This is a genomic window from Pseudomonas sp. SK2 (assembly GCF_016772395.1).
GTDB classification, from domain to species: Bacteria; Pseudomonadota; Gammaproteobacteria; order Pseudomonadales; family Pseudomonadaceae; genus Aquipseudomonas; species Aquipseudomonas taiwanensis.
This window is the reverse complement of record NZ_CP061944.1, coordinates 2280320-2292498: the sequence shown is the minus strand read 5'-3', so window position 1 is coordinate 2292498 and position 12179 is coordinate 2280320. Positions and strand designations below refer to the sequence as shown.

The 12179-nt window shown below is 61.7% G+C and carries 11 protein-coding genes; 3 read left to right on the top strand and 8 right to left on the bottom strand.

Annotated features, from left to right (window positions below; translation table 11 throughout):
* Positions 1 to 5: 5 nt before the first annotated feature.
* The gene (locus IF103_RS10185) at positions 6 to 791 is read right to left on the bottom strand and encodes a transporter substrate-binding domain-containing protein (RefSeq protein WP_023380181.1); all 786 of its coding nucleotides are present in this window, start codon (positions 789 to 791) and stop codon (positions 6 to 8) included.
* A 276-nt stretch (positions 792 to 1067) separates the two neighbouring features.
* On the opposite strand from IF103_RS10185, the gene IF103_RS10180 reads away from it, so the two are divergent.
* Both IF103_RS10180 and IF103_RS10175 read left to right on the top strand, forming a co-directional pair.
* On the top strand, positions 1068 to 1760 hold the full coding sequence (locus IF103_RS10180; RefSeq protein WP_023380180.1) for a FadR/GntR family transcriptional regulator: 693 nt from the start codon (positions 1068 to 1070) through the stop codon (positions 1758 to 1760).
* 266 nt (positions 1761 to 2026) lie between these two features.
* A complete protein-coding gene (locus IF103_RS10175; RefSeq protein ID WP_202676081.1) occupies positions 2027 to 3364 on the top strand; it encodes an MFS transporter in 1338 nt (445 codons plus the stop codon).
* Positions 3365 to 3410: 46 nt separating this feature from the next.
* Here IF103_RS10175 and ku read toward each other — a convergent pair whose 3' ends face one another.
* From ku to IF103_RS10150, 5 genes are all read right to left on the bottom strand, one after another.
* Positions 3411 to 4253: a non-homologous end joining protein Ku gene (gene ku / locus IF103_RS10170; protein ID WP_023380178.1), complete on the bottom strand. Its 843-nt coding sequence runs from the start codon at positions 4251 to 4253 to the stop codon at positions 3411 to 3413.
* A gap of 9 nt (positions 4254 to 4262) precedes the next feature.
* The gene (locus IF103_RS10165) at positions 4263 to 4400 is read right to left on the bottom strand and encodes a PSPA7_2676 family Cys-rich small protein (RefSeq protein ID WP_167332796.1); all 138 of its coding nucleotides are present in this window, start codon (positions 4398 to 4400) and stop codon (positions 4263 to 4265) included.
* 91 nt (positions 4401 to 4491) lie between these two features.
* Complete coding sequence (locus IF103_RS10160) at positions 4492 to 5436, bottom strand: malate dehydrogenase (protein WP_202676080.1); 945 nt, start codon at positions 5434 to 5436, stop codon at positions 4492 to 4494.
* 157 nt (positions 5437 to 5593) lie between these two features.
* Positions 5594 to 6778 carry a M20 aminoacylase family protein gene (locus IF103_RS10155; protein WP_023380176.1) on the bottom strand — a complete coding sequence of 395 codons (1185 nt, stop codon included), beginning with the start codon at positions 6776 to 6778 and terminating at the stop codon, positions 5594 to 5596.
* A 1-nt stretch (position 6779) separates the two neighbouring features.
* Positions 6780 to 8081: an MFS transporter gene (locus tag IF103_RS10150; RefSeq protein ID WP_041925478.1), complete on the bottom strand. Its 1302-nt coding sequence runs from the start codon at positions 8079 to 8081 to the stop codon at positions 6780 to 6782.
* 372 nt (positions 8082 to 8453) lie between these two features.
* Between IF103_RS10150 and IF103_RS10145 the strand changes: the two genes are divergently transcribed.
* Entirely contained in the window at positions 8454 to 9584 is a 1131-nt protein-coding gene (locus tag IF103_RS10145) for a porin (RefSeq protein WP_027907175.1), read from the top strand.
* Here the strand turns inward: IF103_RS10145 and IF103_RS10140 are convergent.
* Together IF103_RS10140 and IF103_RS10135 are read right to left on the bottom strand one after the other, a co-directional pair.
* Complete coding sequence (locus IF103_RS10140; protein WP_104881875.1) at positions 9561 to 10499, bottom strand: LysR family transcriptional regulator; 939 nt, start codon at positions 10497 to 10499, stop codon at positions 9561 to 9563. The genes IF103_RS10145 and IF103_RS10140 overlap by 24 nt on opposite strands.
* Before the next feature lie 133 nt (positions 10500 to 10632).
* Positions 10633 to 11988 (bottom strand): carbohydrate porin, encoded by a 1356-nt coding sequence (locus IF103_RS10135; protein WP_202676079.1) that lies wholly within the window; start codon positions 11986 to 11988, stop codon positions 10633 to 10635.
* Positions 11989 to 12179 lie beyond the last annotated feature (191 nt).

Here is a 12179-nt window from a genome sequence, read left to right as displayed (position 1 = left end):
GCCGCTCAAAGATCAGCCGGCAGCGGTTGCTTGAGCCACTTCTCGGCATTGCGATTGAGGCTGCCGTCGGCCTTGGCCGCTTCCAGGGTGGCGTTGACCTTCTCCAGCAACGCAGGCTCTTGTTTGGCCAGGCCCACATAAACTGGCGAGTCCTTGAGCTTGACCTTCATCACCGGGACCTTGGAAGGGTTCTTCTCGGCGATGGCAGCCATTACCACACTGCCGCTGGCGATCAGGTCGACCTGGCCGGACAGGTAAGCGGCGATGGTCGAGTTGTTGTCCTCGAAGCGTTTGATAAGGGTGCCTTGGGGCGCGACGGCGGACAGCTCCATGTCCTCGATCGCGCCACGGGTGACGCTGATGGTCTTGCCAGCGATGGCGTCGATATTGTCGACCTTGGCGTCCTGCGGGCCGAATACCGCCAGGTAGAACGGCGCATAAGGGCGGGAGAAATCGATCACCGCCGCGCGCTCGGGGTTCTTGCCCAGGCTCGAGATCACCAGGTCGACCTTGCCGGTGGTGAGGAATGGAATACGGTTGGTGCTGTTGACCGGCGTCAGCGCCAGCTTGACACCGAGCTTGTCGGCCAGCAGCTGGGCGGTGTCGATGTCCAGGCCACGAGGCTTGAGGTCGGGACCGACCGAACCGAACGGCGGGAAGTCCTGCGGCACCGCCACCTTCAGTACACCGCGGGCAGTGATGTCGGCGAGGGCGTCGGCCTGCGCCTGGGACAAGCCCAGGGTGCTGCCGCAGAACAGGGTGGCCAGAAGCAGGGGACGGAACATCTTCATGGAAAAGCCTCGCAGGGAACGGGGTGATGAGTCTGCAAGGCCATTGCATGGGCCATGCCAGATCCCTGAAAACACACGACGAACCCTGCGCAAGGCCCGCGCCTGCAAGGTCTTACTGGTCTGAACAGTTACTTCGAACGCTTCACCCACAGCGGTGCGCCGCGCCCCGCATTCGTGCAGGGTGAACCGATTCTGCGCCACACCGGGGCAAGACTTGCAAGGCGCCGCCAATGCCCGTAAAAGGAGCGGATATCGCCTCCGACCGGTCTGAACAGCATGCTCGACACCCTCCCCCGCGCAGTCCCTGAAATCGCCCTGCAGGCGATTCGTAAACTGATCGACGACGGCGGTTACCTGCCCGGCGATGCCCTGCCCTCGCAGCGCGACCTGGCGGAACAATTGGGCGTCAGCCGGGCTTCGTTGCGCGAAGCCCTCTCCTCGCTCAGTGCGCTGGGACTGGTGAGCGTCCAGCCGGGCAAGGGTGTGTTCGTCCAGGCGCCGCTGGCCCAGACGCCGCCGGCGTTCGCCTGGCCCTACGCCGAGCAGGTGTCGGCCGCCGACACCTTCCAATTGCGCTACACGCTGGAAGGTTTTGCCGCCGGGCAAGCTGCCTTGAGGCTGACCGCTGACGACATCGACCGCCTGGAGGCCAATGTCGAGGCCATGCGTGTGGAATTGCGGGCCGGTCGCTTCGAAGCGGCCGCGCGCCTGGACTTCGCCTTCCACCAGCAGTTACTGCAAGCCTGCGGCAACCAGGCGATGCTGCAGGTGATCACCGCCAGCCAGGAGATCTTCCTGGAAAGCCAGAAGCTTCCGTTCATTCGCCCCGAGCGCGCCATGGAAACCTGGCAGGAGCACCGCAAGATCCTCCGCGCGCTGGCACGGCGTTCGCAAGTTGGAGCGCAACGGGCCATGCAGGAGCATATTCGCAATGCCGCATCGCGTACTGGCGTCGTATTCACCGTCTAAGCGATTGCGACTGGACGGTCGTTGTGGAAACCGGCTTGCCGACCATCACCGCTCGGCCGGTGCATGCACCGCATGGGTCGCATCGCCGGCAAGCCGGCTCCTACGGGGCCGTATCGCACGACAAACGGTCAAAACAGATATCCCGATGTCGCCCTCGAAGCAGCACTCACCCGCGCTGGCCTGTCTACTGCCTGTACCACAACGATAAAGCGGCCCGACCGCTCTACATTCATCCAGGCTGCCTATGACCACCGGAGAGCACACGCATGTCCGCACCTCATGAGGTATCCCCCGCCACGCTACGCCGCGTCATCGCCGCTTCGGCCATCGGCAATTTCGTCGAGTGGTTCGATTTTGCCGTCTACGGTTTTCTCGCCACCCTGATCGCCAGCCAGTTCTTCGCCAGCGAAGATGCCAGCGTGGCGCTGCTCAAGACGTTCGCGGTATTCGCCGTGGCCTTTGCCTTGCGCCCCCTGGGCGGAATTGTGTTCGGCGCCTTGGGCGATCGGCTTGGGCGCAAGCGCGTCCTGTCGATGACCATCTTGCTCATGGCCGGCTCCACCACCCTGATCGGCCTGTTGCCGACCTATGCCAGCATTGGCCTGGCCGCCCCCGCACTGCTGACCCTGGCACGCTGCCTGCAGGGCTTCTCTGCCGGCGGCGAGTATGCCGGTGCGTGTGCCTACCTGATGGAGCACGCGCCCAGAAACCGCCGGGCCTTCTACGGCAGTTTCGTTCCGGTTTCGACCTTCTCGGCCTTCGCCTGCGCCGCAGTGATCGCGTACGGGCTGGAAGCCAGCCTCACCAGCGAAGCGATGAACACCTGGGGATGGCGCATTCCGTTCCTGGTCGCCGCGCCGCTGGGGCTGGTCGGCCTCTACCTGCGCTGGCGCATGGAAGAAACCCCGGCCTTCCGCGAAGCCATGGCCGAGGGCAAGGCACACGAGCACTCGCCGCTCAAGGAGACCCTGCGCACCCATGGCCGGGCGATCCGCAACCTGGGAGCTTTCATCTCGCTGACGGCGCTGTCGTTCTACATGTTCACCACTTACTTCGCCACCTACCTGCAACTGGTTGGCCACCTGACCCGCGCCCAGTCGCTGCTGGTGACTACCGTGGCGCTGCTGTTCGCCGCCATTGGCTGCCCGCTGGCTGGCGCATTCTCGGACCGGGTCGGACGGCGCAAGACCATTGGCTTCACCTGCCTGTGGGTAATGGCCTGCGTGTTCCCTGCTTACTGGCTGGCCAGTTCCGGGTCGATGTCCGGGGCACTGCTGGGGGTGATCCTGCTGGCGGTCGGGGCGCTGCTAAGCGGGGTGGTGACCGCGGCGCTGCTGTCGGAAACCTTCCCGACCCGCACCCGATACACCGCATCGGCGATCACCTACAACGTGGCCTACACGCTGTTCGGCGGCACGGCGCCCTTGGTGGCGACCTGGCTGATCGGCCAGACCGGCAGCAGCCTTGCGCCAGCATTCTACCTGGTGGTGATTGCCCTGATGGCATTGCTGGGCGGCCTGGCGCTACCGGAGACATCGCGGATCTCGCTGCACGAGCCACTGCCAGCGCAAGGCAGCCGGCAAGCCGCCCGCGGCGCGGCCTGAGTCACGCTACAGCCTGATTGCACAGCATGGGGGCGACCCGTCGCCCTCATGACGCCTTGCGCGAGCGTTTGGTCGTCGATTTCTTGCCCTTGACGGTCTTGCCGCCGCCCAGGCTGCGCTTGAGCAGTTCGGTGAGGTCGATGATGTCGGCGCCTTTCTCCGTACGGGTACCTTCGCCCTTCTCCACCGTCTCGATCTTGCCTTTGCTGGCCTTTTCCTCCACCAGGTCAAGAATGGTCTGGCGAAACGCATCGTGGTACTCATCCGGGGACCACGGCCCGCTCATGTCCTCGACCAGCCGCTTGGCCATGTCCAGTTCGCGCTTGTCGACCTTGGCTTCGGTCACGCTCTTGTCCAACTCCAGGGTTTCAATGCTGCGCACCTCCTCGGGCCAGCGCAGGGTGATCATCACCAGGGCATCGTCCAGCGGCCGCAGCAACGCAAGGTGCTGACGGGTGTGCAGCACCACCGTCGCCAACGCCACCTTGCCGGTGCTTTCCAGGGTTTCGCGCAACAGTGCGTAGACCTTGCCACCACGGCGGTCGGGGCTCAGATAGTAAGGGGTGTCAAAGTGCTGCAGCGGGATGTCGCCGGCGTCGACGAAGGAGAAGATGTCGATGGTTTGGGTCGCCTCAGGCCGCGCGGCGCGAATCTCTTCCTCGCTGATCACCACATAGCGACCTTTCTCGTACTCCACGCCCTTGACGATGTTTTCCTTGTCGATGTCCTTGCCAGTGACCTTGTTCACCCGCTTGTAGCCCACCGGCTCCATGCTGCGCTTGTCGAGCCAGTCGAAATCGACCCGCTCGGTACGCACCGCCGTATTGAGCGAAACCGGGATGTGCACCAAGCCGAAACTGATCGCGCCTTTCCAGATGGCCCGCGCCATGCTGACCTCCTATGGGTTGAACGGATCGCCGGCGCTGCTGTAGCGCAGGGCGCCGCAGCGCTCGCAACACTGGCATTCGAGACCCGCGACTTCACGGGTCATCACCGTGCGCCACTGGCAACCACGCAGCAAGCAGACGAGTTTCATCAGCTACCCCTCCAGCCATCACCAAACGAGGCTTGTTACTGCAACTGACTGCGCGCTGACGCGAAGGTTTAATCCCAGGGCCATTGCACCCTCATGCCGTCCCGCTCACCAGTGCGTTCATCTCAGCGATATCACGCGCTACCTGGTCGGCGGAGTGGTCGAACATCGCCTGTTCCCGGGTATCCAGAGGCAACTCGATCACCTGCGAAACCCCGTCCGCTGCCAGTACGCATGGGACGCCCATGGCGATACCCGTGCGCCCGTACTCGCCCTCAAGCATCGCGACCGTCGGCACGATACTGCGCCGTCCGTAAGCGATGGCGTCCACCATCCGCGCAATGGCCACGCCCGGCGCATCGCAGGCGCTGCCCGATTTTTTCAAGCCGAGGATCTCGCCACCGCCCTGCCGTGTGCGCTGCACGATCCGCGCTATCTGCTCGTCCGACAGGAAGTGGGACAACGGCACCGAACCGACCGCGCAATAGCGCATCAACGGCACCATGCTATCGCCATGCCCGCCCAGCACCAGCGCGGTGATATCCCGCGCTGAAAAGCCGGTTTCCTCGGCGATGAAACACTTCATGCGTGCGGTATCGAGCACCCCTGCCTGCCCAAATACCTTGTTGCGCCCCAGCCCGCTGAGGGACCAGGCCCGATAGGTCAGTACGTCGACCGGATTGGACACCACCAGTACCGTGGCGGCTGGCGCATGCTGCTGGATATCCCGCATGATGCCATCGAGAATCGGCAGGTTGACGCTCAACACATCCTGACGCGACTGGCCGGGCTTGCGCGGCACACCGGCCGTTATCACCACCAGGTCGGAGCCCTGCAGGCATTGGGCATCGGCCCCGCCGTAAACCCGGGTATCAGACCCTGACTCGACCGCCGCCTGCCACACATCCAGTGCCTTGCCCCGTGCCAGATCACCCTGCACATCGATCAACACCAACTCGCTGCACAACTCTTCCAGGGCGATGGCCTGAGCCGCCGCCTCACCCACCATCCCAGCACCCACGATTGATAGCTTGTTCACCTGACACCTCCCGCGGTGCGCCACCGGCTATGCGCCCGCCTGTACAGAGAAGTATCGTCTGCTAAAGCCAAAAGACCACCCGCGCCTCAGGCGTACCAGCAGTGTCCGTGGAAACCGCGCGTGACAGCGTTGGCAGTTAAACCGCGCCCATCCACCATCAGCGCAAGTAGTCCTGGACCCACTTTACCCAACAATCGGCGCCAATCTTCACCAGCGCATCGTTGAAGTCGTAATGAGGATTGTGCACCGAGCATCCATGGAACTCGCCCGTACCATTGCCCAACATGAAGTAACAGCCTGGCCGCGCCTCCAGCATGTAGGCGAAGTCTTCGGTGCCCATGACCTTGCTGGGCATTTTGTCCAGCACTGAGCCGTCGGCGAACAAAGGCCTCAGGCTTTCACGGAGCAACGTGCTTTCGTGGTCGCTGTTGCACAGTGCGGGCGCCAGTTGGGTGAATTGCACATCGATCGCCACGCCGAAACTCTCGGCATGCCCCTTGACCAGAGCGTCGATGCGGCGGTTGATCTTGTGTTGGGTCTGGGCCGTGTCGGTGCGCACGCTCAACAGCATGCAGGCCTCGTCAGGGATGATGTTGTAGACGGTGCCGGCTTGGATCATGCCGATGCTGATGACCGCATATTCATCCACGCTCAGGTTGCGCGACTTGATGGTCTGGATGCCGCTGATCAGGCTGTTCAACGCCATCACCGGGTCCACCGACAGCTCCGGCATCGCACCGTGCCCGCCTTTGCCGGTAATGCGAATGCTCACCCGCTCAGAGGACGCCATGGTAGGCCCGGCCTGCACCACGCAGGTACCCACTGGCAGGCCAGGCATATTGTGTAATGCGTACACCGAGTCGCATGGGAAGCGCTCGAACAGGCCGTCGTCGATCATCGCCTTGGCCCCGCCCAGACCTTCCTCGTCAGGCTGGAAGATCACATTCACCGTGCCATCGAAGTCACGCGTCTCGGCCAGTTGCGCAGCGGCGGCCAGCAGGATCGCGGTATGCCCGTCATGGCCACAGGCATGCATGCGCCCGGGAATCTTGCTGGCATGCTCGAAGCGATTCTTTTCGCTCATGGGCAATGCGTCCATGTCGGCCCGCAAGCCAATGCTGCGTGGGCTGTCCCCTGCTTTCAATACGCCGACCACACCATGCCCACCGACATTGCGATGCACCTCATAGCCCCAGGCCTGCAGCCTGTCGGCCACCAATGCGGCGGTATTGGGGGTGTCGCCGCCCAGTTCCGGCGCAGCATGGATCTGCCGACGAAGCATGACGAACTCATCCAGCTCTGCAGACGAGGGCCGAGGTTGCTTGCTCTGGAAAGTACCCATGTCACGCGCATCCTTTGTTTTCAGGGAAATGTTTGAGGCAGGCCAGGCTGACGACGCCCCCAGCCAATAGGAAATAGGCTGGCGCCAGCGCGGTGCCCATCACGCCAATCAACCAGGTAGCCACCAGCGGCGAAAAACCACCGAAGATCGTCACCCCCAGGCTATAGCTGACTGAGGTGCCGAAGGAGCGCCGAGCTTTGGGAAAACCTTCCATGATCAATGCGAAGAACGCACCGGCACCGATGCAGGTCGGCAGGATCAGGATGGCTACGCACATCATGGCCAGGCCTGTGTGTCGCACTTCGCCAAGCAGGTGGAACACCGGCAGTATCAGAACCACCGGCGTCGCAACCGTCCACGCCAGCAGGCGCTTCCTGAGTTGATACTTGTCCGCGAATCGGCCAGCCAACGGGCAGATGATTGCCATGCAACCGCTGCTGATACAGGCAATGGCCATGGCGCTGCCCGGCGGGTAATGCAACGCCGTGGTCAGGTAGGTGGGCATGTAGAACACGAACAGGTACATGCCTATGGTCGAACTGGCCATCAGGCCGATGCCTAGGCCGATACGCTTGAGCAGCTCGGCGTCGAGCCCCCGCTCGGCCTTCTGCGCAGGCCCTGTGTCGTGGGTTTCGGGCAAACGCGTGCGAATGTACCAGCCGACCGGACCGATCAGCAGCCCGAAGATGAACGGTATTCGCCACCCCCAGCTTTCAAGGGCAGCGGGGTCGAGCAACTGGTTGAGGGCAACGCCAAAGCCTGCTCCCACCAATGCGGCGTAACCCTGGCTGGCGGCCTGCCAGCTGACATTGCGGCAACGGTTGCTCACTGCACTGGATTCCATCAGGAACACCGACGCGGTGCCGACTTCCCCGCCCGCCGACATGCCCTGGATGAGCCGGCCCGCCACCAGCAGCAAGGTCGCGAAAATACCTATCTGCGAATACGTCGGCGCGAAGGCGATCAGCCCGGTGCCCAGGGTCATCAGCCCGATGGTCAGGCTCAATGCTGCCTTGCGTCCATGCCGATCGGCGTAGCGACCGATGACCATCGCCCCGACCGGTCGCATCAGGAAACCGACGCCAAAGGTGGCCAGCGACATGAGCAATGAAGCCATCGCCGAGTCGGAGGGGAAAAAGTGCTTGCCGATCAGCACAGCGAAAAAGCTGTAGATCGTAAAGTCGTACATCTCCAGCGCGTTGCCCAACGAGCACGCGATCAAGGTTTTGCGGGAGGAGGATGCTTTCGCGGCTGAATGCGGGCCTGTCTGCACGACTGACGGCGCGGGGGGCGTTCTGGTCATTGTTGTCTCCGATGGCAAATCGCGGCGTGCAACGAATATCTGCCAATCGGGCACTCAACACACTTGCAGTTTCGGCATGAAGCTAACCTCTGGTTAATTGGCCTCATCGGTGGTTGGCCAATTTGCCCTGAGCTAGCGCACAGTTTGCCCTGCCTCGCCACACCGCCCCAATTATGCCCACCGAACCGCGCCTGAAGGGCCGCTTCTCGGCGGCTTGGCAGCCTCTGTAGAAACGGCGCTCCCGCGAAACACAACGCCGCGCGAAGCTGCTATTAACCAAACGGCATGACATGGCCGAATAAGCAATCACGCTGAAACGTTCCGTTCACTGACGCTACGGGCACACATCACTGTGCTGGCTTGGAGTCGTGAATGAACACTCGCATGACGTCGTTGCTGTTGATGATCCAAGGGGCTTGCCTGGCCGTTCAGGCGCAAGCCGAAGGCTTTCCGGCGCTCGATCGCCTTGCGCCAGGTTTTGGTTACTACGGCGTGGATTACGGTTTCGATGACCAACTCAAGGTCTATGGCACCGTGGATGCATTCGCCAGCTATCACGATTCGCAGCACCATTCGGGCTACCGGCTGGCCGGGGGCGGCGCATGGACCAACAAGCTCGGGCTGTATGCCCGCAAGGGGCTCAGCCCCGATACGGTGCTGGAGCTCGACGTCGAAGAGGGCTTCAACATCAACGGCAAAGCCCTGGACGCAACCTGGGACAGCATTGGAAGTCTGCGCCTGGCAACGATCGCCCTGCGCTCGCGAACCCTGGGCAAGCTCGAGTTCGGCAAGACCTACAGCATGAGCACGCCCACCTACGCCGACCCGTTCCTGGCCACCTACGGCTCGCCTTACACCTACCTGGCCCTGCCTGCCGCTGGCAAGGGCGCCTATTACCTGGACCTGCGCCCCAAGCACACCCTGGCCTATACCAGCCCGAACCTGGACGGTTTCAGCATCGGCACCGCACTGAGCTTCGGCTTCGATGATGCCGCCAGCGCGGGGCGCACCGTCCGTGGCGGCGGTGCCAAGTTGCAGTACCGCAACAGCCAGGTCATGCTGCTGGCCTCCTACAACCTGTACTACAGCGATCCGTATGACGACGGTGGCGTCTCCCGGCAGACGGCCAACCACTACAAGAGCCTGTCAGCGTTCTATGACTTCGGCCCGTTGTCCACCAGCATGACCTGGCAACGCCAGGAGGTGGACCAGTCCGGTACGCCCAGCACCACGCTGTACACCTTCGGCGTGCTGGCACCGGTCGGCAATCGGGACGTCCTGCGTCTGGCCGTGATGCAACGCCAAGTCAGCGCCGGCGACAAGGACGCAACCGGGGTGATGATCGGCTATGACCATTTCATCACCCCGCGTTGGGCCATCTATGGGCGACTCGGCAGGATCGTCAACCAGCGAGCTTCGTCGGTCACCTACGCCGGCACACCGGTGGACCAGGTTGGCGATGATCCAAGCAATGTCGCGCTAGGAATGTACTACCACTTCTGAGGGTACCGGGCGAGTTTGCCTGAGCACCTGCCCGCGCAAGCTGTGGAACAGCTCCTGGGCAGGTGCCGTAAGGCTATGGCGGTCGATGCAGACCAAATTGATGGGGTAGTCCGGAATCAGCTCCTGCACCGGCATGGCCACGTAGTCGCACTCGACGCCAAAGGTGAACCCCTGGTCCACGGCCAGCTCACTGATCGTCATCAACGATTCGGTGTTCTTAAGCAGCTTGAGCGCCATCATCACGGAGGTGCATTCGACGGTGTTCTGCGGCACCCGAAGGCCATTGCTTTCGAACAACTGATGAAACTGCGACGCCTGGTCCGACAGTTCATCCAGGCTGATCCAGTTGGCATACTGCAAGGTGCGCAGCGACTTGGCGAACTTCTGCTGATTCGACGCATGGCAGATCACCCTGCCCTTGATACTGCCCAGTGCCTCCCAATCCAGGCTCATACGGCTCAGCGGCTGCTGGGAGGTAATGGCGAAATCGAGGCTGCCATCGCGCAACCGCTGCAAGATCTGGGACGGCCGCAAGTCGGTGATGGTGATCTTCACCCTCGGGTACTTCCGCCGAAAGGCCAGGATGCTCTCATCGACACCGTCGAGCATCGCAGTCAGCGAAGTGACCCCGATGGATACCGCGCCCAGCGCGGCATCCTGAATGCTCGCAGCTTCGATCTGCAGGCGCCGGATACTCTCCACCACGAGGTTGGCATGGCGAATGACGCGCTTGCCTTCCTCGGTGAGCGCCATGCCTTTGTGCGAGCGCTGCAACAGGGTAAAGCCAACCTCCCGTTCCAGCTCCTTGATCGAACGGCTCAATGCGGGCTGCGTGATGTGCATGAGCTTGGAGGCTTCAAGGATGCTGCCTGCGTTATGGATGGCGACCAGCGCCTTGAGTTGGTGAAGTTTCAACCGTCTGTACCTTGTTGTTAGCGGGCCGGGTTGATGCCCCGTACAGATTACACGGCCACACACGCCCTTGAAACATGCAGGCACTTTTCACATTCACCAACTAAGCACGTGCTCTACCCTATAAAGTCCCCACCTAGAAGTTCCAATACATGCTGGTCTGCCACAAGAAGGCATCCCCGCGCTTGGGCACTAACGTTGGATTATCCTGATACGTAAACCCGTTGATCCAATAGATACCCTTGGTGACCCGGAAGGCGTGGGAAAGTGAGACGGCGGTAATAGTATCGGCGGGCGCCAAACCTCGTTCGCCCATTACGTCGCGAAAGTCCTTACTGATAAATGAGCGGGTAAAGCCAATGGATGTCATATCACGAGGCCGCCCCGGAAACAGGCCGATGTCAAATAACGTAAACTGGACATCGCCGTTGTAAGCGTTGCGGTCCTTTGGCGCCCAGCTTGCCTTGGTATCCAGGTACAACCCTTGCGCAGTACCCGGGCTGGGGGTGGTCAACTGGATCGTATTGGCAACATACGCACCGTAGTTACTGTCGGTCGGCTGCTGCGTCTTCAAATAGGTGTAGTGCGATGTGTTATAGATCAGCCCGGCTCGGAACCAATGCGAATGGCTGCCCTGACCGGGCTGGACTTTGTAGCCGAACTCATTGACGAACAGGGGATTGGCGCCATCCACGTGCCACTTCAAGCCATAGGGGTTCTTTTGCACATCGGCCAGGAACCCTTCAGGTGTCATGCTTCGGCTGATGGAGGAATGGTTGTACCAGCGTTTGCTGTCGTCGCGGAAGGTGACATCGAATGACGGCGTCGGTGCGTTCAGGCTCAGGCCCACCTGAACCGGTATCACGCTGGTCGGACCAAGGGCCGCCGATGCCGAGTTACCGCCCAGAATCATGCCGTAGAACTGGCGAATCAGGGGGTAGAAGCCGTATTGCAGCTCCAGCTTGCCGTCGTTGAACGGCTGGTTGACCGCGAGAATCGCGACGTTGTGCAACCTTGGGTAGCCCTGTTGGTAGTTGGATGTCTGCACCTGCGGCGTGAATGTCAGCTGTGCATCCTTGCTGAAGCCGATGCGCTCAAGGTCATAGGTCAAGGTCAGGGCGACACTCTGGCTGTAGGTGAAATTCTGCCCGCCGTATTCTTGCGGGTCGCGGTTCTGACCTTTCAGGTCGTAAAGCCCCATCGGGTTCCAGGTCAGCTGTGCGCCGATACCCCGGTCGGCCAGTTCGGAGCGAATGCCGCCGGCATCGCCAAGCAGCGACTCACAGTTCGATTGAGGGCGGATGACAGCGGTCGCCCGCGAGAGAAACTGGTCAAAGTATTCACAACTGTAAGGTGCCGGTGCCTTGGACGCCTGGCCGACCGTGTCGTTTGTTTCTTCAGTCGACCCGGCAAACGCCGAATGGGTGAGTACCGATGAAACCAGCAGCATTAAAATGGACGGCAGGCAACTGCCCTTGTGACTTTTAAGCACGTCAGGACTCCCGAAGTTCTTGTAGTTGTACGGAAACCATCGCAAGGCGTGGACTTGCACCACAAGTAACCCACAGCAGCCGTTAACTTAGAAATCGTTTATGGCGAGCACCTCCTATCTTCATTGATTATGCCTCGGCATTACCCATCAGCTGGACGGATACTGCCACATCGATATTTATCATGCCCCGC

What these genes read in the sequence shown, in the direction of transcription:
- IF103_RS10165 (WP_167332796.1), bottom strand. Translation starts at nt 4,400, where the DNA reads ATGAAACTCGTCTGCTTGCTGCGTGGTTGCCAGTGGCGCACGGTGATG.
- IF103_RS10175 (WP_202676081.1), top strand. Translation starts at nt 2,027, where the DNA reads ATGTCCGCACCTCATGAGGTATCCCCCGCCACGCTACGCCGCGTCATC.
- IF103_RS10185 (WP_023380181.1), bottom strand. Translation starts at nt 791, where the DNA reads ATGAAGATGTTCCGTCCCCTGCTTCTGGCCACCCTGTTCTGCGGCAGC.
- IF103_RS10150 (WP_041925478.1), bottom strand. Translation starts at nt 8,081, where the DNA reads ATGACCAGAACGCCCCCCGCGCCGTCAGTCGTGCAGACAGGCCCGCAT.
- ku (WP_023380178.1), bottom strand. Translation starts at nt 4,253, where the DNA reads ATGGCGCGGGCCATCTGGAAAGGCGCGATCAGTTTCGGCTTGGTGCAC.
- IF103_RS10180 (WP_023380180.1), top strand. Translation starts at nt 1,068, where the DNA reads ATGCTCGACACCCTCCCCCGCGCAGTCCCTGAAATCGCCCTGCAGGCG.
- IF103_RS10145 (WP_027907175.1), top strand. Translation starts at nt 8,454, where the DNA reads ATGAACACTCGCATGACGTCGTTGCTGTTGATGATCCAAGGGGCTTGC.
- IF103_RS10155 (WP_023380176.1), bottom strand. Translation starts at nt 6,778, where the DNA reads ATGGGTACTTTCCAGAGCAAGCAACCTCGGCCCTCGTCTGCAGAGCTG.